The following is a 21,098-nucleotide window of genomic DNA, read 5'->3' on the forward strand; positions in this document are numbered from 1 at the left end:
TTTGCTTGAGAGGGAGCGCCGCAGGCACCAGTAGCGCCGCGGAACCGGCTTTGCCGGGCCGCAGGGGCTGCCCCCTTGAGGGGGTACTCGGCTACACGAAGTGAGCCGATACGGGGGTGGGCGAGTTTCAGCGTGCGATCCGCCCACAAGGCGGTGAGCCGCAATAAGGGTTCTGCCGGGCACCCTTCCCGGCATTGCTCTTGCATATTCCCCGCCGATGTTCCGCTTCTTCCTCACTCGAGCCAGCCTGCTCGTGCCGACTTTCATCGGCATGACCCTGTTGGCCTTTTTCCTGATCCGGCTGGTGCCGGGAGATCCCATCGAGACGCTGGCCGGCGAGCGCGGCATCGACCCGGAGCGCCATGCGCAACTCCTCAAGGAGTACGGGCTCGACAAGCCGTTGTTCGTACAGTACGGCATCTACATTGGCCGCGTGCTGCATGGCGACCTGGGCAAGTCGGTGATCACGCAGGAACCGGTGATCCGCGAGTTCCTGGCGCTGTTTCCGGCCACCGTCGAACTGGCGCTGTGCGCCATCGTGTTCGCACTCATCGTGGGAATTCCGGCCGGCATCATCGCGGCCGTGCGGCGCAATTCGCTGTTCGACCATGGCGTGATGGCCACGTCGCTGACCGGCTATTCCATGCCGATCTTCTGGTGGGGCCTGCTGCTGATCCTGTTCTTTTCGGTGCAGCTGGGCTGGACGCCGGTGTCGGGCCGCATCTCGGTGCAGTACTACGTGGAGCCGGTCACCGGTTTCCTCCTGGTCGACTCGCTGCTGTCCGATGACACCGCCGCCTTCTGGTCGGCGCTGCAGCACCTCATCCTGCCGGCCCTCGTGCTGGGCACCAACCCGCTGGCGGTGGTCGCGCGCATGACGCGCTCGGCCATGCTGGAGGTGCTGGGCGAGGACTACATCCGCACCGCGCGCGCCAAGGGCCTGTCGAAGCTGCGCGTGGTGGGCCTGCATGCGCTGCGCAACGCGATGATTCCGGTGATCACGGTGATCGGCCTGCAGGTGGGCACGCTGTTCACTGGGGCCATTCTCACCGAAACCATCTTCTCCTGGCCCGGTGTCGGCAAGTGGCTGATCGAGGCCATCGGCCGGCGTGATTACCCGGTGCTGCAGGGCGGCATGCTGCTGCTCGGCGTGATCGTGATGCTGGTCAACGTCCTCGTGGACCTGGCCTACGGCGTCATCAACCCCCGCATCCGGCAATCGAAATGAACAGCGCCGTCACTCAGCAACAAGCGGCCGTGCTGGCTGCGCCGGCGCCGCCCTCGCCCTGGCGCGAATTCTGGGGCGCCTTCTCGCAGAACCACGGGGCGGTGGCCGGCCTTGCCACGGTCGTGCTGCTCCTCTTGGTCGCGCTGCTGGCGCCCTGGATCGCGCCGCATGCGCCGAACCAGACCGACAGCGCGGCCTTCCTGCTGCCGCCGGCCTGGCAGGCAGGCGGTTCCTCGGCCCATCTGCTGGGCACCGACGCCATCGGGCGCGACATCCTGTCGCGGCTGATGTACGGGGCCCGCCTGTCGCTGTCGATCGGCGTCGCGGTGGTGGCGATCTCGGTGATGGTTGGCATTGCGCTGGGCCTCGTCGCGGGCTTCTTCCGCGGCGTGCTCGAAATCGCCATCATGCGGCTGATGGACATCGTGCTCACCTTGCCCAGCCTGCTGCTGGCCATCGTCATCGTGGCCATCCTGGGGCCGGGCCTGATCAACGCCATGATCGCGGTGGCCATCGTGGTGTTGCCGCACTATGTGCGCATCACGCGGGCGGCGGTCATCTCGGAGATCTCGCGCGACTACGTGACGGCAGCGCGTGTCAGCGGTGCCGGCACCCTGCGCCTGATGTTCAGCGAGGTGCTGCCCAACTGCGCGGCGCCGCTGATCGTGCAGGCCTCGCTCGGCATTTCCACGGCCATCCTCGATGCGGCCGCGCTGGGCTTCCTGGGCCTGGGCGCGCAGCCGCCGGCGCCCGAATGGGGAACCATGCTGGCCGACGCGCGCGAGTTCGTACTGCGTGCCTGGTGGGTCGTGACCTTTCCAGGCGTGGCAATCCTGGCGGCGGTGCTGGCATTCAATCTTCTGGGCGACGGTCTGCGTGACGCGCTCGACCCGAAACTCAAGAGATAGCAATGGCACTACTGGACATCCGCGACCTGCACGTGGAGTTCCCCACGCAGGGCGGCACCCTGCACGCGGTGGATGGCGTGAGCCTCTCGCTGGAAGAGGGCGAGGTGCTGGGCATCGTCGGCGAATCGGGCTCAGGCAAGAGCGTGACCATGATGGCCCTGATGGGGCTCATCGCCTACCCCGGCCGCGTGCGGGCGCAGCACATGCGCTTTGCCGGCAACGATCTGCTCGGCATTTCGGACAAGGCGCGGCGCGCGCTGGTGGGCAAGGACGTGGCCATGATCTTTCAGGAGCCCACCACCAGCCTCAACCCCTGCTTCACCATCGGCTTCCAGCTGATGGAGACGCTGCGCCTGCATCTGCGCATGGACAAGAAGGCGGCGCAGCGCCGCGCCATCGAGTTGTTGGAGCAGGTGGGCATCCCCGCCGCGTCCTCGCGCCTGTCCAGCTACCCGCACCAGCTGTCGGGCGGCATGAACCAGCGCGTGATGATCGCCATGGCGATCGCCTGCAACCCGCGCCTGCTGATCGCCGACGAGCCGACCACCGCGCTCGACGTCACCATCCAGGCCCAGATCCTCGACCTCTTGCGCGAGCTGCAGAAAGAGCGCGGCATGGCGCTGGTGCTGATCACCCACAACATGGGCGTGGTGAGCGAGATGGCGCAGCGCGTGGCCGTGATGTATGCCGGCCAGGTGATGGAGCAGCAGGGGGTGGACGAGCTGTTCGCGGCGCCGCAGCACCCCTATACCGAGGCCCTGCTGGCGGCCCTGCCCGATCGTGCCCCTGACGACGGCCGCCTGGCCACCATCGCCGGCGTGGTCCCCGGCGTGCATGACCGGCCGGCCGGCTGCCTGTTCGCGCCGCGCTGCACCTACGCGACCGAGCATTGCCGTGCCGAGCGGCCCCCGCTGCGCGACTGGCTGGGCGGCCAGGTGCGCTGCCACTACCCGCTGGGCGACCCGCAGCGTGAAGCGGCCATGCTGCGTGACGGCCGCGTGGCGGTGGTGGAGGCCGAATGAGCGCCGGCATCATCAACGCACGCCCCACCGGGATCGTCGCGCAAGCTACCGACCTGCGCCGGGTCTACAAGATCCGCCGCGGCCTGTTCAAGGAGCCGGCTGAGCTGCATGCCGTGGGTGGCGTGTCCTTCACCCTGGAGGCCGGCAAGACGCTGGCGGTGGTGGGCGAATCGGGTTGCGGCAAGTCCACCTTGGCACGCATGGTGTCGCTGATCGAAGAGCCGACGGCCGGGCAGCTGGTCGTCGACGGCATCGACGTGGCCGGCATGGGCGCCGCGCAGCGGCACAACCTGCGCCGCGCGGTTCAGCTGGTGTTCCAGAACCCTTACGGCTCGCTCAATCCGCGCAAGAAGATCGGCGACATCCTCGAGGCCCCGCTGGCCATCAACATGCCCTTCGGCAAGGACGAGCGCAAGCGCCGCGTGCAGGAGATGCTGCGGCAGGTGGGCCTGCGGCCCGAGTATGCGCAGCGCTATCCGCACATGTTCTCCGGCGGCCAGCGCCAGCGCATCGCGATTGCGCGCGCGCTGATGCTCAGCCCCAAGCTGGTGGTGGCCGACGAGCCGGTGTCGGCGCTCGACGTGTCGGTGCAGGCCCAGGTGCTCAACCTGCTGGCCGACCTGCAGGCCGAACTGGGCCTGGCCTACCTTTTCATCTCGCACGACCTCGGCGTGGTGCGGCACATCGCGCATGACGTGCTGGTGATGTACCTGGGCCACGCGGTGGAGCAGGGGCCTAAGCAGCGCATCTTCGCGCGGCCGCTGCATCCCTACACCCAGGCGCTGCTGGCCTCCACGCCGGGCTTGTCGAACCAGCGCATCGTGCTCAAGGGCGAGCTGCCCTCGCCGCTGGATCCGCCGGCCGGCTGCGTGTTCAACACGCGCTGCGCCCATGCGACGGACCGCTGCCGGGCCGAGCGGCCCGTGCTGCGCCTGCTGGATGAACGCCTGGTGGCCTGCCACCATGCCGAAAAGTTTCTCGTGGATGGCGGCGCGAGCGTGCCTGCTGCCGAGAATGCCCCGCTCGCTTCGGCGAAGCTGTCTCAACCTGCAATCTAGATAGAAAAAGGATTCCATCATGAAATCCAACGCCATCGACACGCGGCGCGCCCGCGCCGCTGCGCTGATCCTTCCTGTCGCGCTCGCCCTGAGCTGCGGCGCCGCGGCCGCCAAGACGCTGGTCTATTGCTCCGAAGGCAGCCCCGAGAACTTCTACCCCGGCGTCAACACCACCGGCACGTCTTTCGACGTCACCACCCAGGTCTACAACACCATCGTCGAGTTCGAGCGCGGCGGCACCAAGGTCGTGCCCGGCCTGGCCGAGAAGTGGGACATCTCGGCCGATGGCACCGAGTACACCTTCCACCTGCGCAAGGGTGTGAAGTGGCACACCACCAACAAGAGCTTCAAGCCCACGCGCGACTTCAACGCCGACGACTTCATCTTCATGCTGGAGCGCCAGTGGAAGGACAACGACCCCTACTTCAGGGTCACCAGCCCGAACCACTCGTACTTCAACGACATGGGCATGCCCAAGCTCCTGAAGACCGTGGACCGCATCGACGACCACACGGTGAAGATCGTGCTGAACAAGCCCGAGGCGCCCTTCCTGGCCAACCTGGCGATGCAGTACGCCGGCATCCAGTCGAAGGAATACGCGATCGCCATGCTCAAGGCCGGTACGCCCGAGAAGATCGACCAGGACCCGGTCGGCACCGGCCCCTTCTATCTGGTGCAGTACCAGAAGGACGCGGTGATCCGCTTCAAGGCCTTCCCGCAGTACTGGGGCGGCAAGGCGAAGATCGATGACCTGGTGTTCGCCATCACGCCCGACGCTTCCGTGCGCTGGGCCAAGCTGCAAAAGGGCGAGTGCCATGTCATGCCCTACCCGAACCCGGCCGACCTGGACGCCATGCGCAAGGACCCCAGCGTCAAGGTGCTGGAGCAGCCCGGCCTGAACGTCGGCTACATGGCCTACAACACGCAGAAGAAGCCTTTCGACGACGTGCGCGTGCGCAAGGCGATCAACATGGCGATCAACAAGAAGGCCATCATCGACGGCGTCTACCTCACCGCCGGCGTGGCCGCCAAGAACCCGATCCCGCCCACCCTGTGGTCTTACAACGATGCGGTGAAGGACGATGCCTACGATCCCGAGCGCGCCAAGAAGCTGCTGGCCGAAGCGGGCCACCCGAGCGGCTTCAGCACCGACCTGTGGGCCATGCCGGTGCAGCGCCCCTACAACCCCAACGCCAAGCGCATCGCCGAGCTGATGCAGGCCGATCTGGCCAAGGTGGGCGTGAAGGCCGAGATCAAGACCTTCGAGTGGGGTGAGTACCGCAAGCGCATGCAGGCCGGCGAGCACCAGATGGGCATGCTGGGCTGGACCGGCGACAACGGCGATCCGGACAACTTCCTCTACACCCTGCTGGGCTGTGCCTCGGCGCAGTCGGTGAGCGGCTCCAACGTGGCCAAGTTCTGCCACCAGCCCTATGAAGAGCTGGTGCTCAAGGCCAAGAGCGCGCCCAAGCAGGCCGAGCGCGAGGCGCTGTACAAGAAGGCGCAGGTGATCTTCAAGGAGCAGGCGCCCTGGTTCACCATCGCCCACGCCGTGCAGCTCAAGCCGGTGCGCAACGAAGTGGTGGACTTCAAGCTGAGCCCCTTCGGCCGCCACACCTTCTACGGCGTGGACATCAAGGACAGCAAGTAAGAGTAAGCCCGCCGGGCTTTCCTGAAAAGCACGTGACCACCGCCATCCTCAGCGCTCTGCCGCAGGAGCAGGCGGGCCTGGCCGTGCAGCTGCAGGATCTGGAAGTCGTGCGCTATGCGGCGCGCGACTTCCACGTCGGGCGCTGGCATGGGCGCCCTGTGCTGTTCGCGCTGTCGCGCATCGGCAAGGTGGCCGCGGCCACCACCGCGGCCGCGTTGATCGAGCGCTTTGGTGCCAGGCGTATCGTCTTCACCGGGTTGGCTGGCGGCCTGCATCCTGATGTGAAGGTGGGCGACACCGTGATCGGCAGCGAATTCCTGCAGCACGACATGGATGCCTCGCCGCTCTTTCCGCGCTACGAGGTGCCGCTTTACGGCCGTGCACGCTTTGCCGCCGATCTCGAATTGACGGCGCTGCTGCTCGCAGCGGCGCGCAGTCTTGGCGCCGCCGATATGATCGACCCCGCCACGTGTCGACGCTTCGGACTGGCCGCGCCGCGCATTCACCATGGCTTGCTGATCAGCGGCGACCGCTTCGTCACGCGCGCCGACGAGGCGCAGCAGTTGCGCAGCGCTCTGCCCGATGCGCTAGCGGTGGAAATGGAAGCTGCTGCCGTGGCCCAGGTCTGCCACGACCATGGCGTGCCCTTTGCCGCCGTGCGCAATATCTCGGACCGCGCCGATGAACAGGCGCACGTCGACTTCCCGGCCTACCTCGAAGAAGTGGCCGGCGTGCAGGCGCGCGCCTTGATCGGCACCTTGCTGCCCCTGCTGCCGCCTTGATGCTTCGGTGAGGGTGCGCACCTGCCCCAGCAGGCTGAGCGCTTCTGCGGCATGATTTGCGGCGCTCATCGCGCCGCCAGCTTCATCCCCACGAGAGGTCCAGCCCATGAACACTGCAGCTGCAGCCAGCCCTTCCTCCTCTTCGGCCGAGGCCGCCCGCTTCGGCAGTGGCCAGGCGGTGCGCCGGCTGGAAGACGAGGCCCTGCTGGCCGGCAAGGGCCGCTACACGGACGACGTGCGGGTCGAAGGGCAATTGCACGTGGCCTTCGTGCGCTCGCCCTATCCGCATGCGCGCGTCGTCTCGGTGGACACGGCCGGCGCTGCCGCCATGCCCGGCGTGGCCAAGGTCTTCACCGGCGCCGATCTGCTGGCGACCGGCGTCAAGCCCATTCCTGGCGTTGCGGGCTTTCGACGCGCCGACGGCAACCCCGCCGCCACGCCGCCGCGCCACGCGCTGGCGCATGAGCGGGTGCGCTACGTGGGCGAGTGCGTGGCGGCCGTGCTGGCCGACACCTTGCAGCAGGCGCGCGATGCCGCCGAAGCCGTGTTCGTCGAGTACGAGGAACTGCCGATGGTGGTCGATCCGGCGCAGGCGCTGGAACCCGGCGCGCCGCTGCTGTGCGAGGGCTTGCCCGACAACATTTCGGCCGAGATGCGCCACGGCGACGCTGCCGCCGCAGCCGCCGCGTTCGCCCAGGCCGCGCATGTGGTGAAGCTCCCGATCCGCCACCAGCGCCTGGCGGCCGTCACCATCGAGCCGCGCTCGGTGCAGGCGCAGTTCGATGCGGCGAGCGGCCGCACCACCATCCGCATGAGCACCCAGATGCCTTCGGCCGTGCGCAACACCATCGCCGGCGAGATGCTGGGCATCGCGCCGGAAGAACTGCGCGTGGTGGTGGGCGACGTGGGCGGGGGCTTCGGCATGAAGACCGGGCTGTATCCGGAAGACGCGCTGGTCGCCATTGCCGCGCGCAGCCTGCGGCGGCCGGTGAAATGGATTGCCGAGCGCAGCGAGGAGTTCGTTTCTTCCACCCATGGCCGCGACGTCGATGCGCAGGCCGAACTGGCGCTGGCCGCCGACGGCAGGATCCTGGCGCTGCGCGTGCACACGCTGGCGAATGTGGGCGCCTACCCCAGCGCCGCCGGCGTCGCCATCCAGCTCCTGATCGGCCCCTGGGTGCAGACCAGCGTCTACGACATCCAGACCATCGATTTCCACTTCAAGGCGGTGATGACCAACACCGCGCCCACCGGCCCCTACCGCGGCGCCGGCCGGCCCGAGGCCATCTTCAACATCGAGCGGCTGATGGACGAGGCGGCGCGCCAGAGCGGCATCGACCGCCTCGAATTGCGCCGGCGAAACTTCATCCGCCCCGAGCAGATGCCCTACAAGAACCCGATGGAGCAGGTCTACGACAGCGGGCGCTTCGAGCACGTGATGGACCAGGCGCTGCAGCTGGCCGATTGGACCGGCTTCGAGGCGCGCGCCGCCGAGTCGAGGCGCCGCGGCAAGCAGCGCGGCCTGGGCATCTCGACCTTTCTGGAATGGACCGGCGGCAACGTGTTCGAGGAGCGCGTGACCGTCGCCGTTTTGCCGCAAGAGGGTGTGATCGAGGTGTTCTCCGCCGTCAATGCGATGGGGCAGGGCATCGCCACCTCGCTGGCGCAACTGGTGGTCGATGCCTTCGGCGTTCCCATCGAGAAGGTGCGCGTGGTGCTGGGCGATACCGACCGCGGCAACGGCTTCGGCAGCGCCGGTTCGCGCTCGCTTTTTACTGGCGGCTCGGCGGTGCGGATCGGCTCCGAGCGCACCATCGAGCAGGCACGCGGTCTGGCCGCCAAGGAGTTCGAGGCCGCGCCACAAGACGTGCAGTACGCCGCCGGCCGCTTCAGCGTGGCCGGCACCGACCTGGCCATCGACCTGTTCGAGTTGGCGGCACGCCAGCCCGAGCAGCGCATCTTCATGGATTCGACCAGCACTGTCGCCGGCCCCAGTTGGCCCAACGGCTGCCACATCAGCGAGGTGGAAGTCGACCTGTCTACCGGCGAGGTCGACGTCGTTGCCTACGCGTCAGTCAACGACGTCGGCCGCGTGGTCAACCCGATGATCGTGCGCGGCCAGCTCGACGGCGGCGCGGTGCAGGGCATTGGCCAGGCGCTGTTGGAGCAGGTCGTGTACGACCGCGACACCGGCCAGCTGGTGACCGGAAGCCTGATGGACTACGCCTTGCCCAAGTCCTCCGGCTCGCCCGATTTCAAGACCGAGATGGACCCGTCCACGCCTTGTCTCAACAACCCGCTGGGCGTGAAGGGCGTGGGCGAACTGGGCACCATCGGCGCCACGCCTTCGGTCGTGAACGCCGTGGCCGATGCGCTGGCGCGTGCCGGCCACGCCGACAAAGCGCCGCGCCTGCAGATGCCGGTGACCGGGGCCAGCCTGTGGGCGCTGCTGGCTACTTGAGCCAACCCCTTCTGCGGAAATACCACATGGGGATCAGCGCGCTGGCGACCATCAGGACCAGGGCGAAGGGATAGCCCATGCGCCAATTCAGCTCCGGCATGATCTGGAAGTTCATGCCGTAGACGCTGGCGATCAAGGTCGGCGGCAGCAATGCCACACTCGCCACCGAGAAGATCTTGATGGTCTTGTTCTGGTTGATGTTGATGAAACCGACCGTCGCATCCATCAGGAAGTTGATCTTGTCGAACAGGAAGGCCGTGTGGTTGTCCAGCGATTCGATGTCGCGCAACAGCTGGCGCGCATCCTCGAACTGCTCGGCATTGAGCATGCGGCTGCGCATCATGAAGCTGACGGCGCGGCGCGTGTCCATCACGTTGCGGCGGATGCGGCCGTTCAGGTCTTCCTGGCGCGCGATGGCACCCAGCACTTCGCCGGCCAGCTCGTCGGTCACGTTTTCCGACAGCACCTTCTTGCCGGCCATCTCCAGTTCGTCGTAGATGGCTTCCAGCGTGTCGGCCGAGTATTCGGCGTCGGCGTCGAAGAGCTTGAGCAGCACCTCCTTGGCGTCCTCGATCAGCCCCGGTGCGCGGCGTGCGCGCATGCGCAGCAGGCGGAATACGGGCACGTCTTCGTCGTGGATCGAGAACAGCACGCCGCGGCTGCGCAGTTCGGTGTTGTGCTGGTTCAGGATGAAGGCCACGCGCACCGAGCGCGGGTCTTCTTCGTCGGCGATCAGGAAGTCGCTGCGGATGTGCAGTTCGCCGTTGTCTTCCTCATAGAAGCGCGCGGACTCCTCGATGTCCTCGTCCATCGCGTCTTCCGGGATGGACAGGCCGTAGTACTGCTTGATCCAGCGCTTTTCTTCCAAGGTGGGCGACTCGAGGTCGACCCAGATCGGCTGGAATTTGGAAAGCTCTTCGAGCGCCTCGATCTCTTCCTGGACGAGGCGGCCGTTGGCCAGCGTGAAGATGTTGAGCATGGGCTCACTCCCTGATGAATGACGACGGACGGATTGGCGTGTGGTGGGGCGCTTTCAACAGACCCCTGTCACCCATCCAATAAGCCGGACGGCTGTCAGCAGGGAGTTGAAAGCTGCCGAGACGGGCAGGTTTCCAAGGCCGTAGCTCCTTCAAGATTTCGACGGGCGCGATTATGTCATCGGGCTCCACGCGGCACGCGCTTCGGGTTGCCGTCGCGCGGCCACCAGCTGGATGGATGTACAGTTCGGGGCACTTCGCCATGTCCGCCCTTCTTGAAGATTCCACCCGCCGCCTGCAGGACGCCCTGGCCGGCCTCAATGCCGACCAGCGCGAGGCCGTGCTGCACGGCGTCGACACCGAAGCACAAGCCGATCCGCGCCCCCTGCTGATCGTGGCCGGCGCCGGTTCCGGCAAGACCAGCACCCTGGCGCACCGCGTCGCCTGCCTCGTTGCCAAGGGCGCCGACCCGCAGCGCCTGCTGCTGCTGACCTTCTCGCGCCGGGCCGCGCAGGAGATGTCGCAGCGCGCCGGACATGTGCTGGCCAAGGTGCTCGGGCTGGGCTCCCAGACCCCGCCTTCGCTGCCCTGGGCGGGCACCTTTCATGGCATCGGCGCCCGCTTGCTGCGCGACTACGCGGCGCAGATCGGCCTTTCCGAGAACTTCACCATCCACGACCGGGGCGATGCCGAGGACCTGATGGGACTGGTGCGGCACGAACTGGGGTTGACGGGCACCGAGAAGCGCTTTCCGCTCAAGAGCACCTGCCTGTCGATTTATTCGCGCGTGGTCAACACCCAGGGCAGCCTGCACGAGGTGCTGGCCCAGGCCTTTCCCTGGTGCGCCGAATGGGAAGAGCCGCTCAAGCGCCTGTTCGGTGCCTATGTGGAAGCCAAGGGCGCGCAGAACGTGCTGGACTACGACGACCTGTTGCTGGGTTGGCACGAGATGATGGCCGAGCCCACCCTGGCAGCCCAACTGGGCGGACGCTTCGACCATGTGCTGGTCGACGAATACCAGGACACGAATCGTCTGCAGGCCGCCATCCTGCAGCGCCTCAAGCCCGACGGCTGCGGCCTCACGGCGGTGGGCGACGACGCGCAGTCCATCTATTCTTTTCGCGGCGCGACGGTGCGCAACATCCTGGACTTTCCGGCGCAGTTTGGCGCACCGGCGCGCATCGTCACGCTGGAGCGCAACTACCGCTCGACCCAGCCGATCCTGGACGTATCGAACACGCTGATCGCGGGCGCCGGCGAGCGCCATGCCAAGCGCCTGTGGACCGACAAGCCATCGGCCGGACGGCCGCAGCTGGTGCTGGTGCCGGACGAGGCCCAGCAGGCGCGCTGGGTGGCCGACCGGGTGCTGGCGCACCGCGAGGGTGGGCTTCGGCTGAAATCGCAGGCGGTGCTGTTTCGCACCTCCAGCCACAGCGCCGCGCTGGAGCTGGAACTGGCGCGGCGCAATATCCCCTTCGTCAAGTTCGGCGGCCTCAAATTTCTCGAGGCCTCGCATGTGAAGGACCTGCTGGCGCTGCTGCGCTTTGCACAAAACCCCAAGGGGCGGCAGGCCGGTTTCCGGGTGGTGCAGCTCATCCCGGGCATCGGCCCCGTCACGGCCACGCGCCTCTTGGACGCCATGGACACCGCGAGCGATCCGGGCGCCGCCCTGCAGTCCTTTGCCGTGCCATCCGGGGCGCGTGAGCAGTGGGTCGAGTTTGCCGCCGTCTATGCCGGCTTGCGCAACGGGCAAGCGGCCTGGCCGGCCGATGCCGAGCTGGCGCTGCGCTGGTACCTGCCGCACCTCGAGCGCTTGCACGAAGACGCGGCGGTGCGCCGTGCCGACGTCGAGCAGCTGGTGCGCCTGGCAGCAGGCTACGCCAGCCGGGAAGCCTTCCTGGCCGAGCTCACCCTGGATCCGCCCGACGCCACCAGCGACCGCTCCGGGCCGCCGCTGCTGGACGAGGACTACCTGATCCTTTCCACCATCCACTCGGCCAAGGGGCAGGAGTGGAGCTCGGTGCATGTGCTCAATGTGGTGGACGGCTGCATGCCGTCGGACCTGGCGACGGGCAGCGCCGAAGAGATCGAGGAGGAGCGGCGCCTCTTGTACGTCGCGATGACCCGGGCGCGCGATCATCTGCACTTGCTGGTGCCGCAGCGCTTCTATGTGACGCAGCAGTCGGCCCGCGGCGACCGCCATCTGTATGCAGGCCGCACGCGCTTCATCCCCGCGCAGGACGCCAAGGCGTTCGAAGAGGTGGTGTGGCCGCCGCCGCCCGAGCGGCCGCCGGCGGTGCCGCCGCCCCAGGCGGCCATCGACCTGCGCAACCGGCTGCGGGCGGCTTGGCGTTAAGGCCTGGGAGCAGGCCTTGGGCTGGAAATCATCGAGCCGGACGACTTTGCCACCAATCGAAACGTAAAGATATGGTCACAAATATCGAGTAGCGCGACGCGGGGTCAAGCATTGCTTTTCGCTGCAGGGGCGGGCATAGTGAATCCGACCCCTCGCAGTTCTCTCCCTTCCCCTCCCCCCGAAACTCCCCTTTTTCCCGTCGATGCCACCCGGTTCCCCGGGCGGTGTCATTTCCCCAACCGTCAATTCCAGGAGGTCACTTATGAATTTGACGATCAGCGGTCATCACCTCGACGTCACTCCCGCTCTGCGCAGCTACGTCACCAGCAAGCTGGACCGGATCACACGCCATTTCGACCAGGTGGTCGATGTCAAGGTGATCCTGACGGTGGAAAAGCAGAAGGAGAAGGAAAGGCGGCAACGCGCCGAATGCAACATCCACGTCAAGGGCAATGACATGTTCGCCGAGTCGAGCCATGCTGATCTCTATGCCGCCGTCGACGAACTGGTCGACAAGCTGGACCGCCAGGTGGTGCGCCACAAGGATCGTCTTCAGGACCACCACCACGAGGCACCGAAGCGCGTCATGTAACGTGATGTAGTTACGCCTTCGGGCAAATCCTCTTGCGGGCCGCCTTTTGGCGGCTCTTTGCTTTTTGTGGGGTGGGTGCATAATCGCCCCCGCTCTCTCCCACCATGAATCGCCTCGCGTCCATCCTGCCGCCCGCTCAAGTCCTTGTGAGCGTTGATGCAACTAGCAAGAAGCGCGCCTTTGAAGAGGCTGGCCTGCTGTTCGAGAACCTCCATGGTTTGGGCCGCGCCCTCATCACCGACAGCTTGTTCGCCCGCGAACGCCTGGGCTCCACCGGCCTGGGCCACGGCGTTGCCATCCCGCACGGCCGCATCAAGGGCCTGAAGTCGCCGATGGCGGCGGTGTTCCAGCTGGCCCACCCGATCGGCTTCGATGCACCGGACGAGCAGCCGGTGGCGCTGCTGATCTTCCTCCTGGTGCCGGAAGCCGCCACCCAGAAGCACCTGGAAATCCTTTCCGAGATTGCCGAGCTCCTGTCGGACGCCCATCTGCGCGAGCAGATCAAGTCGAGCACCGATGCCTCGGCGCTGCACGCCCTGATCGCGAGCTGGCAGTCGGCCCAGGTCGCGTAAACATGCCGGCCCCCCGGCTTTTCACTCCCTTCGGTCGTGTAACGCCACCCCCCGAGGGGGAGACCACACCTGAGGCCTGGCGGAGCCAGTTCCTCGGTGTGTTGCTGGGTGAGGTCGCGGGGACACTGGCGCTGGATCCATGAAGCCGACCGTCATCAGCGCCGATGCGATGTTCGAGGAGTTCCGCGGGTCGCTCCGCTGGGAGTGGCTGGCGGGCCTGGGGGCGTCCGAGCGCCAGTTCGATCCCGAAGTCATCAGCCGCGCCCAATCGGCGGCGGACCTGGTCGGCTACCTCAACTACATCCACCCCTACCGGGTGCAGATCCTGGGCGCACGCGAGATCGCCTACCTGACGATGGGCACGCAAGACGACTGCGCGCGCCGCATCGCCCGCATCGTCACCCTGGAGCCGCCCATGCTGGTGCTGGCCGACGCGCAGGCGGCGCCCGACACCCTGCTGTCGATCTGCGAGCGGGCCCAGCTGCCGCTGTTTGCCACCAAGGAGTCTTCCGCCTTCGTGATCGACGTGCTGCGCACCTACCTGTCCAAGCACTTCGCCGAGCGCACCTCGATGCATGGCGTGTTCATGGACATCCTGGGCCTGGGCGTGATGATCACCGGCGAGTCGGGCCTGGGCAAAAGCGAACTGGGTCTGGAGCTGATCTCGCGCGGCAACGGGCTGGTGGCGGACGACGCGGTCGACCTGTTCCGCATCAACCAGACCACCATCGAAGGCCGCTGCCCCGACTTGCTGCAGAACCTGCTGGAAGTGCGCGGCATCGGCTTGCTGGACATCCGCGCCATCTTTGGCGAGACGGCAGTGCGCCGCAAGATGCGCCTGAAGCTCATCGTGCACCTGGTGCGCCGCGACAGCTTCGAGCGCGACTACGAGCGCATGCCCTCGGCCCCGCTCACGCAGGACGTCCTGGGCGTGCCGATCCGCAAGGTGATCATCCAGGTGGTGGCCGGCCGCAACATCGCCGTGCTGGTGGAAGCCGCGGTACGCAATTCCATCCTGCAATTGCGCGGGATCGACACCTATGCCGACTTCGTTGCCCGCCACCACAAGGCGATGGAAGCCAACAAGGACGAGGATTGAAGGGCCCCCCGGCTTTTCACTTCGCTCCGCTGCGTGTAAGTAACTCCACCCCCCGAGGGGGAGACCCGGGCTCGCCTTGGGGCGGCCCGGCGGCTGCCCGGGGGCTGGAAAGGGACCCTGCCCCGCGCTAACGCTTCTTGAGGCAGTCGGCGCACAGGCCGTAGAGGGACATCGCGTGGTCCTGCAAAGTCCAGCCCTTGTCCTTGGCGATCATCTGCTGGCGCCGCTCGATCTCGGCGTCGTAGAACTCCTCGACCTTGCCGCACGACGTGCACACCAGGTGGTCGTGGTGCTGGCCTTCGTTCAGTTCGTAGACGGCCTTGCCGCTCTCGAAATGGCTGCGCTCCAGGATGCCGGCCTGCTCGAACTGGGTCAGCACCCGGTAGACCGTGGCCAGGCCGATGTCGGAATGGTGATTGAGCAGCACGCGGTAGACGTCTTCCGCGGTCATGTGGCGCTGCTCGCCGCTCTGGAAGATCTCCAGGATTTTCAGGCGCGGCAGTGTGGCCTTCAGGCCGGTGCTCTTGAGTTCGTCGATCTTGTCCATGGTCGTTCCTGCGCCAGCCGCGGCGGGGGGCGCTCAAGCAAATGTGGCTTTGCCACTTTGCTTGATCCCCCGCGGTGGGCGGGCCGGGCTGGCCCGGCCCTGGGGGCCTCAAAGGACCCAGCCGCTACAATGGTTCGATCATATCGCTAGCCACTTTTCCCATGTCTGCCATCCACTTACGCCGTCTTGGGCTGCTTCTCGCAGTCGTCGGCGGCAGCGTCAGCCTCGGTGCATGCAGCAGCATCGGCGACAGCACCCGCAGTGCGCTTTACTCCATCACGCCTTACAAGGTCGAGGTGGTGCAGGGCAACTTCGTCTCCAAGGAGCAGGTCGAGGCGCTCAAGCCGGGCATGACGCGCCAGCAGGTGCGTGAAATCCTCGGCACTTCGCTGCTGAACGACGTGTTTCATTCCAACCGCTGGGATTACGTCTTCACCATCCGCCGCCAGGGCGTGGAGCCGCAGCAGCGCCGCCTGACGGTGTACTTCAACGGCGAGCTGCTCGAGCGCTTTGATGGCGACTCGATGCCCAGCGAGGAAGAATTCGTCGCTACCCTCGACACGCGCGCCCGCAGCGGCAAGGTGCCCAAGCTCGAGGCCTCCGAGGACGAGCTGAAAAAGTTCGATCCGCCGAAGGACACGAAGGACGCCAAGGCCGAAGAGCCCCCCAAACCACTGCCGCCCTTGCCGCCGAGCTACCCGCCGCTCGAATCGGGCCGTTGACCGAATCTCTGGGGGCACCGCGAAGCCCCCTTTCTTCTTTTGAGGAAGAACTCGCGTGACCCATCCTTCTCCCCTTCACCACGTCGCCATTGCCGGCGCATCCGGCCGCATGGGCCGCATGCTGATCGAGGCAGTACAGGCCGCCGATGACTGCAAGCTCAGCGGCGCGCTCGACATTCCCGGCAGCAGCGCCCTGGGCATCGATGCCGCCGCCTGGCTCGGCACGCCGGCCGGCGTGCCCATCGTGTCCGACCTGCGCCAGGGCCTTGCGAATTCGCAGGTGCTGATCGACTTCACCCGGCCCGAAGGCACCCTGGCCCACCTGGCGGTGTGCCGCGAGCTGGGGGTGCAGGCGGTGATCGGCACCACCGGCTTCTCCGACGCGCAAAAGGCACAGATCGCCGAGTACGCTAAGGACGTCGCGATCATGATGGCGCCCAACATGAGCGTGGGCGTCAACGTCACCCTCAAGCTGCTGGAGATGGCCGCCAAGGCCCTGTCCACCGGCTACGACATCGAGATCATCGAGGCGCACCACCGCCACAAGGTGGACGCGCCTTCGGGCACCGCGCTGAAGATGGGTGAAGTGATCGCCGATGCGCTGGGCCGCGACCTGAAGGACTGCGCCGTCTACGCCCGTGAAGGCGTCACCGGCGAGCGCGACCCCTCCAGCATCGGCTTCGCCACCATCCGCGGCGGCGACATCGTGGGCGACCACACGGTGCTCTTTGCCGGCACCGGCGAGCGCATCGAGATCACCCACAAGTCGGCCAGCCGCGTCACTTACGCGCAGGGCAGCCTGCGTGCGGTGCGCTTCCTGGCGGGCCAGAAGCGCGGCCTGTACGACATGTTCGACGTGCTCAACCTGCGCTGAGCACCGGATGAACGCGCTGGACCTGCTCGCCCAGGGCGATGCCGTCAGCCGCGCGGTGGCGGCTTTGCTGCTGGCCATGTCGGTGGCAAGCTGGGTCGCGATCTTGTGGAAGGCCTGGCTGCTGCGCGGCGGCACGCGCAGCGTGTTGCGCAGCATCGCCGCCTTCTGGCAGTCGCCCTCGCTGGACGAGGCCGAGCAGCGGCTGTCTGGCTTCGACAGTGCGCTCTTGGTGCTGCCCGCCGTGCAAGCGCTGCGTGAACAGTCCGCGCCAGCGCCAAGCCTGGCAGCCGGCGGCGACCCGGTGCAGCGCCTGACACGCGCCCTGCGCGACGCGCTGCATGGCGCGCTGCGCCGCCTGCAAGGCGGGCAGATCCTGCTGGCCACCGTCGGCGCCACCGCGCCCTTCGTCGGCCTGCTGGGCACCGTGTGGGGCATCCACCATGCGCTGGCCACCATTGCCACGCAGGCGGGCGGCTTCACCATCGACAAGGTGGCGGGGCCGGTCGGCGAGGCGCTGATCATGACCGCCTTCGGCCTGGCCGTCGCCATTCCCGCCGTGCTGGCCTACAACGTCTTCGGCCGGCTCATCGGCCGCATCGAAGCCGAGCTGGAAGGCTTCGCGCACGACCTGCTGGCGCGTTTTGCATCGGCGCCAGTGCCGGCGCAGCAGTAGGCAGGAGACGCCGCGCATGGCATTCGGCCGCACCTCGCTCGGCAGCTCCGCCGCCAGCGGCGGCCGCGCGCTGGGCGGCGGCGGGCAGCGTCCCTTGTCGGACATCAACGTCACGCCGCTGGTCGACGTGATGCTGGTGCTCTTGGTGATCTTCATCATCACCGCGCCACTGATGGCCAGCTCGATCCGCCTGGACCTGCCCAAGACCGACGCCGGCCAGCCGGTCGAGGCGCCCAAGTTCGTCTCGATCGTGGTCGATGCCAAGGGCGCCATCTTTCTCAACGATGCGCCGGTCGACCAGCCATCACTGGCTGAAGGCCTGGTCCGGGCGGCGGCCGACAGCCGCGACACCGAGGTGCAACTGCGCGCCGATGCGAGCGTGCCCTACGGCCAGGTCGTGCAAGTCATGGGCATCGCCAACAAGGCGGGCCTGTCGCGCATCGGCTTCGTGACCGAGGCGCCGCCCGCACCCCAACCCGCTCGATAGGCGAGCGGTGCGGCGGGCGTGGCTGACGACCTGTCGGCGCCGGACTACCCGCACATGCCTTCGCCGCTGATCGGCTTCACCGCGAAGCTTTGCCAGACTGGCCTTCTGTTCCTCATGATCAGAAGGAGTTCGCATGCAAAAAGCACCGCAAGCCCGCCAGCAGAATGCCAAGACCTTGATCGACCTGGAGACCCGCTTCTGGCGCTCGATCGTGGATGAGGACACCCCGACCGCCCTGTCGATGCTCGCCGAGCCGTCTGTCATGGTCAGCTCGCACGGCGCGATGAAGTTCGACCATGCCCAATACCGCAAGATGGCCGAGCAGGGCCCCGAGGTGCTCACCGACTTCGAGCTGGGCGAGATCGACGTGACGTTCGCCACCGACGAGGTCGCCGTGCTCACCTACCGGGTCAAGCAGTCGGTCGGCCAGCGCGGCAGCAAGAAGCCCGGCAGCGTCGAGGAAATGGCCGACAGTTCGACCTGGGTGCGCAGGAATGACGGCCAGTGGCAGTGCGTCATGCACACCGAGACGCCGCTGGAAGCCGGCAAGGCGCACTGACGACGACGGGCGGTCGCTTGGCGGCCTCTCCTCAGCCCAGCGCCACCGGCCTGGTATGCCAGATCTCGTGCGCATACTGCGCAATCGTCCGGTCCGATGAAAAGCCCCCCATGCCGGCTACGTTGAGGATCGCCATGCGGGCCCAGGCATCCGGGTCGCGATAGAGCGCATCCACCTTCTCCTGCGCCTCCAGGTAGCTGGCGTAGTCGGCCAGGAGCAGGTAGTGATCGCCCCAGTTCACCAGAGCGTCGAAGATCGCTTGGTAGCGATCGGGCTCGCCGTGCGAGAACAGGCCGTCACGGATGCTGTCGAGCACGCGCTGAAGTTCGGCGTTGCCCTCGTAAAGCTCGCGCGGCTGGTAGCCGCTGGCGCGGATGTCGGCCACCTCGCGCGTGGTGTTGCCGAAGATGAAGAAGTTGTCGGCGCCCACTGCCTCGCGCATCTCCACATTGGCGCCGTCCAGGGTGCCGATGGTGAGCGCGCCGTTGATCGCGAACTTCATGTTGCCGGTGCCCGAAGCCTCGGTGCCGGCGGTGGAGATCTGCTCCGACAGGTCGGCCGCCGGAATGATCACCTCGGCCAGGCTCACGCTGTAGTTGGGCAGGAACACCACCTTCAGGAGCTTGCCCACCCGCTCGTCGCTGTTGATCACCGCCGCCACATCGTTGATGAGCCGGATCACCAGCTTGGCCATGTGATAGGCCGAGGCCGCCTTGCCGGCGAACACCACCACGCGCGGCACGTGGCCGGCTTCGGGCGTGTCCAGGATGCGGTGGTAGCGCGTGATCACATGCAACACGTTGAGCAGCTGGCGCTTGTACTCGTGCATGCGCTTGACCTGGACGTCGAACAGGGCGTCGGTGTCCAGCGGGATGCCCAGGTGCTGGTCCACCCAATTGGCCAGCCGCAGCTTGTTCTCGCGCTTGGCATGGCGAAAGGCTCCCACGAAAGCCGGCTGATGGGTCATCGGCCGCAGCACTTCGAGCTGCTTGAGGTCGCGCCGCCAGCCGCGGCCGATGCGATGGTCCAGCAGCTTGGCCAGCGGCGGGTTGGCCTGCGCCAGCCAGCGACGCGGCGTGACACCGTTGGTCTTGTTGTTGAAGCGCTCCGGAAAGAGCTTGGCGAAGTCCGCAAAGATCGACTGCTTCATCAGCTCCGAGTGCAGCTCCGACACGCCGTTGATCGAGTGGCTGGCCAGCACCGCCACGTAGGCCATGCGCACGCGCCGCTCGCCGTTCTCGTCGATCAGCGACAGGCGCCGCAGCAGCTCCACATCGTGCCCGTGCTTCTGCGTCACTGTGGCCAGAAAGCGGGAGTTCATGTCGAAGATGATCTGCAGGTGCCGCGGCAGCACGCGCCCGAACATCTCCACCGGCCAGGTCTCCAGCGCCTCGTGCATCAGGGTGTGGTTGGTGTAGCTGAACACCTTCTGCGTGAGGGCCCAGGCCGTGTCCCAGGGCAGGCCATGCTCGTCGATCAAGAGGCGCATCAGCTCGGGCACCGCCAGCACCGGATGGGTGTCGTTCAGGTGGATGCTGACCTGGCTGGGCAGCTCGTCGAAGCCCTGGTGGTTGCGCAGGTAGCGGTGCAGCAGGTCTTGCACGCTGGCGCTCACGAAGAAATATTCCTGGTGCAGGCGCAGCTCGCGGCCCGAGGGTGTGGAGTCGTCCGGATAGAGCACGCGCGAGACGTTCTCCGAATGGTTCTTGCTCTCCACCGCCTCCATGTAGTTGCCGCGGTTGAAGGCCTTGAGGTCGATCTCCTCGGTGGCGCGGGCTGACCATAGCCGCAAGGTGTTGGTGGCCTGGGTGCCGAAGCCGGGAATGATGGTGTCGTAGGCCACCGCCAGCACGTCGTGGGTCTCGACCCAGCGGCCCGCGCCATAGGGCGCGCCTTTGCCTTCGCGCCGTTGCACGTGGCCGCCGAAGCGCACCCGGTAGTTCACCTCGGGCCGCTGGAACTCCCAGGGGTTGCCGCGGGTGAGCCAGTAGTCGGGCGTTTCCACCTGCTGGCCATCGACGATGCGCTGGCGAAACATGCCGTACTCGTAGCGGATGCCGTAGCCCAGGCCGGGTACGCCCAGGGTGGCCATGGAATCGAGGAAGCAGGCCGCCAGCCGGCCCAGGCCGCCGTTGCCGAGCGCGGCGTCCGGCTCACGTTCGGTCAGCGCCTCGATGTCGACGCCGAAATCGGCCAGCGCCTCTCGCACCGTGTCCTGCAGCTCCAGCGCCAGCAAGGCGTTGGTGAAGGTGCGGCCGATGAGGAATTCCATCGACAGGTAGTACACGCGCTTGAGCTTCTGGGCGTACTGCGCGCGGGTGGTGGTCATCCAGCGCTCGACCAGCTGATCGCGCACTGCCCATGCAGCGGCATGCAGCCAGTCGTCCTGGCTGGCGGTGGCCGGGTCCTTGCCGACGGCGTAGATCAGCTTGTTGGCCACGGCGCGCTTGAAGGCAGCGACATCGCGGTCTGGATGGTCGTACTTGAAGTCTTCGATGGTCATGGTGCGAAGGTTCTTCCAATCAACGGA

At 66.9% G+C, this 21,098-nt stretch carries 19 protein-coding genes; 16 read left to right on the top strand and 3 right to left on the bottom strand.

Annotation, left to right across the window (positions count from 1 at the left end):
- The first annotated feature begins 217 nt into the window (after positions 1-217).
- From ACIPRI_RS08050 to ACIPRI_RS08080, 7 genes are all read left to right on the top strand, one after another.
- On the top strand, positions 218-1,228 hold the full coding sequence (locus tag ACIPRI_RS08050; protein ID WP_446620898.1) for an ABC transporter permease subunit: 1,011 nt from the start codon (positions 218-220) through the stop codon (positions 1,226-1,228).
- Positions 1,225-2,136, top strand: a complete 912-nt coding sequence (locus ACIPRI_RS08055) for an ABC transporter permease subunit (RefSeq protein ID WP_446620899.1) — start codon at positions 1,225-1,227, stop codon at positions 2,134-2,136. Before ACIPRI_RS08050 ends, ACIPRI_RS08055 begins: the two co-directional genes overlap by 4 nt.
- 2 nt (positions 2,137-2,138) lie before the next feature.
- Positions 2,139-3,158, top strand: coding sequence for an ABC transporter ATP-binding protein (locus ACIPRI_RS08060; RefSeq protein ID WP_446620900.1), 1,020 nt, complete (start codon positions 2,139-2,141; stop codon positions 3,156-3,158).
- Positions 3,155-4,216, top strand: a complete 1,062-nt coding sequence (locus ACIPRI_RS08065) for a peptide ABC transporter ATP-binding protein (RefSeq protein WP_446620901.1) — start codon at positions 3,155-3,157, stop codon at positions 4,214-4,216. Before ACIPRI_RS08060 ends, ACIPRI_RS08065 begins: the two co-directional genes overlap by 4 nt.
- A gap of 19 nt (positions 4,217-4,235) precedes the next feature.
- Entirely contained in the window at positions 4,236-5,867 is a 1,632-nt protein-coding gene (locus ACIPRI_RS08070) for an ABC transporter substrate-binding protein (protein ID WP_446620902.1), read from the top strand.
- 32 nt (positions 5,868-5,899) lie between these two features.
- Complete coding sequence (locus tag ACIPRI_RS08075; RefSeq protein WP_446620903.1) at positions 5,900-6,649, top strand: 5'-methylthioadenosine/adenosylhomocysteine nucleosidase; 750 nt, start codon at positions 5,900-5,902, stop codon at positions 6,647-6,649.
- A gap of 106 nt (positions 6,650-6,755) precedes the next feature.
- Complete coding sequence (locus ACIPRI_RS08080) at positions 6,756-9,110, top strand: xanthine dehydrogenase family protein molybdopterin-binding subunit (RefSeq protein ID WP_446620904.1); 2,355 nt, start codon at positions 6,756-6,758, stop codon at positions 9,108-9,110.
- On the opposite strand, the gene corA is transcribed toward ACIPRI_RS08080, so the two are convergent.
- Positions 9,103-10,089 carry a magnesium/cobalt transporter CorA gene (corA, locus tag ACIPRI_RS08085; RefSeq protein WP_446620905.1) on the bottom strand — a complete coding sequence of 329 codons (987 nt, stop codon included), beginning with the start codon at positions 10,087-10,089 and terminating at the stop codon, positions 9,103-9,105. The two genes, ACIPRI_RS08080 and corA, sit on opposite strands and share 8 nt — an antisense overlap.
- A 260-nt stretch (positions 10,090-10,349) precedes the next feature.
- Here corA and ACIPRI_RS08090 point away from each other — a divergent pair, with 260 nt between their 5' ends.
- The 4 genes from ACIPRI_RS08090 to hprK all read left to right on the top strand — a co-directional run bounded on the left by ACIPRI_RS08090 (position 10,350) and on the right by hprK (position 14,706).
- Positions 10,350-12,443, top strand: a complete 2,094-nt coding sequence (locus ACIPRI_RS08090; protein ID WP_446620906.1) for an ATP-dependent helicase — start codon at positions 10,350-10,352, stop codon at positions 12,441-12,443.
- Between the two features lie 262 nt (positions 12,444-12,705).
- Positions 12,706-13,035 (top strand): ribosome hibernation-promoting factor, HPF/YfiA family, encoded by a 330-nt coding sequence (gene hpf / locus ACIPRI_RS08095; RefSeq protein ID WP_093109940.1) that lies wholly within the window; start codon positions 12,706-12,708, stop codon positions 13,033-13,035.
- Positions 13,036-13,139: 104 nt separating this feature from the next.
- Positions 13,140-13,607 (top strand): PTS sugar transporter subunit IIA, encoded by a 468-nt coding sequence (locus tag ACIPRI_RS08100; RefSeq protein ID WP_446620907.1) that lies wholly within the window; start codon positions 13,140-13,142, stop codon positions 13,605-13,607.
- A 139-nt stretch (positions 13,608-13,746) separates the two neighbouring features.
- The gene (gene hprK / locus ACIPRI_RS08105; protein WP_446620908.1) at positions 13,747-14,706 is read left to right on the top strand and encodes an HPr(Ser) kinase/phosphatase; all 960 of its coding nucleotides are present in this window, start codon (positions 13,747-13,749) and stop codon (positions 14,704-14,706) included.
- A gap of 127 nt (positions 14,707-14,833) precedes the next feature.
- Here hprK and fur read toward each other — a convergent pair whose 3' ends face one another.
- Positions 14,834-15,253, bottom strand: a complete 420-nt coding sequence (fur, locus tag ACIPRI_RS08110) for a ferric iron uptake transcriptional regulator (RefSeq protein ID WP_446620909.1) — start codon at positions 15,251-15,253, stop codon at positions 14,834-14,836.
- A gap of 161 nt (positions 15,254-15,414) precedes the next feature.
- Between fur and ACIPRI_RS08115 the strand changes: the two genes are divergently transcribed.
- The 5 genes from ACIPRI_RS08115 (at position 15,415) to ACIPRI_RS08135 (ending at position 18,568) form a co-directional block, all read left to right on the top strand.
- Complete coding sequence (locus ACIPRI_RS08115) at positions 15,415-15,975, top strand: outer membrane protein assembly factor BamE (protein ID WP_446620910.1); 561 nt, start codon at positions 15,415-15,417, stop codon at positions 15,973-15,975.
- Positions 15,976-16,030: 55 nt separating this feature from the next.
- A complete protein-coding gene (dapB, locus tag ACIPRI_RS08120; RefSeq protein ID WP_446620911.1) occupies positions 16,031-16,849 on the top strand; it encodes a 4-hydroxy-tetrahydrodipicolinate reductase in 819 nt (272 codons plus the stop codon).
- A gap of 7 nt (positions 16,850-16,856) precedes the next feature.
- Positions 16,857-17,522 (top strand): MotA/TolQ/ExbB proton channel family protein, encoded by a 666-nt coding sequence (locus tag ACIPRI_RS08125; RefSeq protein WP_446620912.1) that lies wholly within the window; start codon positions 16,857-16,859, stop codon positions 17,520-17,522.
- A gap of 16 nt (positions 17,523-17,538) precedes the next feature.
- Positions 17,539-18,009 (top strand): ExbD/TolR family protein, encoded by a 471-nt coding sequence (locus ACIPRI_RS08130; RefSeq protein WP_446620913.1) that lies wholly within the window; start codon positions 17,539-17,541, stop codon positions 18,007-18,009.
- 133 nt (positions 18,010-18,142) lie between these two features.
- Positions 18,143-18,568 carry a nuclear transport factor 2 family protein gene (locus ACIPRI_RS08135; RefSeq protein ID WP_446620914.1) on the top strand — a complete coding sequence of 142 codons (426 nt, stop codon included), beginning with the start codon at positions 18,143-18,145 and terminating at the stop codon, positions 18,566-18,568.
- Between the two features lie 31 nt (positions 18,569-18,599).
- Here the strand turns inward: ACIPRI_RS08135 and ACIPRI_RS08140 are convergent, their stop codons facing one another.
- On the bottom strand, positions 18,600-21,071 hold the full coding sequence (locus tag ACIPRI_RS08140) for a glycogen/starch/alpha-glucan phosphorylase (protein ID WP_446620915.1): 2,472 nt from the start codon (positions 21,069-21,071) through the stop codon (positions 18,600-18,602).
- Positions 21,072-21,098 lie beyond the last annotated feature (27 nt).

It is taken from the genome of Variovorax sp. LARHSF232, from assembly GCF_052871435.1.

What these genes read in the sequence shown, in the direction of transcription:
- ACIPRI_RS08140 (WP_446620915.1), bottom strand. Translation starts at nt 21,071, where the DNA reads ATGACCATCGAAGACTTCAAGTACGACCATCCAGACCGCGATGTCGCT.
- ACIPRI_RS08135 (WP_446620914.1), top strand. Translation starts at nt 18,143, where the DNA reads ATGCAAAAAGCACCGCAAGCCCGCCAGCAGAATGCCAAGACCTTGATC.
- ACIPRI_RS08055 (WP_446620899.1), top strand. Translation starts at nt 1,225, where the DNA reads ATGAACAGCGCCGTCACTCAGCAACAAGCGGCCGTGCTGGCTGCGCCG.
- ACIPRI_RS08060 (WP_446620900.1), top strand. Translation starts at nt 2,139, where the DNA reads ATGGCACTACTGGACATCCGCGACCTGCACGTGGAGTTCCCCACGCAG.
- ACIPRI_RS08100 (WP_446620907.1), top strand. Translation starts at nt 13,140, where the DNA reads ATGAATCGCCTCGCGTCCATCCTGCCGCCCGCTCAAGTCCTTGTGAGC.
- ACIPRI_RS08130 (WP_446620913.1), top strand. Translation starts at nt 17,539, where the DNA reads ATGGCATTCGGCCGCACCTCGCTCGGCAGCTCCGCCGCCAGCGGCGGC.
- hprK (WP_446620908.1), top strand. Translation starts at nt 13,747, where the DNA reads ATGAAGCCGACCGTCATCAGCGCCGATGCGATGTTCGAGGAGTTCCGC.
- ACIPRI_RS08080 (WP_446620904.1), top strand. Translation starts at nt 6,756, where the DNA reads ATGAACACTGCAGCTGCAGCCAGCCCTTCCTCCTCTTCGGCCGAGGCC.
- ACIPRI_RS08070 (WP_446620902.1), top strand. Translation starts at nt 4,236, where the DNA reads ATGAAATCCAACGCCATCGACACGCGGCGCGCCCGCGCCGCTGCGCTG.
- hpf (WP_093109940.1), top strand. Translation starts at nt 12,706, where the DNA reads ATGAATTTGACGATCAGCGGTCATCACCTCGACGTCACTCCCGCTCTG.
- ACIPRI_RS08050 (WP_446620898.1), top strand. Translation starts at nt 218, where the DNA reads ATGTTCCGCTTCTTCCTCACTCGAGCCAGCCTGCTCGTGCCGACTTTC.
- ACIPRI_RS08090 (WP_446620906.1), top strand. Translation starts at nt 10,350, where the DNA reads ATGTCCGCCCTTCTTGAAGATTCCACCCGCCGCCTGCAGGACGCCCTG.
- ACIPRI_RS08115 (WP_446620910.1), top strand. Translation starts at nt 15,415, where the DNA reads ATGTCTGCCATCCACTTACGCCGTCTTGGGCTGCTTCTCGCAGTCGTC.
- fur (WP_446620909.1), bottom strand. Translation starts at nt 15,253, where the DNA reads ATGGACAAGATCGACGAACTCAAGAGCACCGGCCTGAAGGCCACACTG.
- ACIPRI_RS08125 (WP_446620912.1), top strand. Translation starts at nt 16,857, where the DNA reads ATGAACGCGCTGGACCTGCTCGCCCAGGGCGATGCCGTCAGCCGCGCG.
- corA (WP_446620905.1), bottom strand. Translation starts at nt 10,089, where the DNA reads ATGCTCAACATCTTCACGCTGGCCAACGGCCGCCTCGTCCAGGAAGAG.
- ACIPRI_RS08065 (WP_446620901.1), top strand. Translation starts at nt 3,155, where the DNA reads ATGAGCGCCGGCATCATCAACGCACGCCCCACCGGGATCGTCGCGCAA.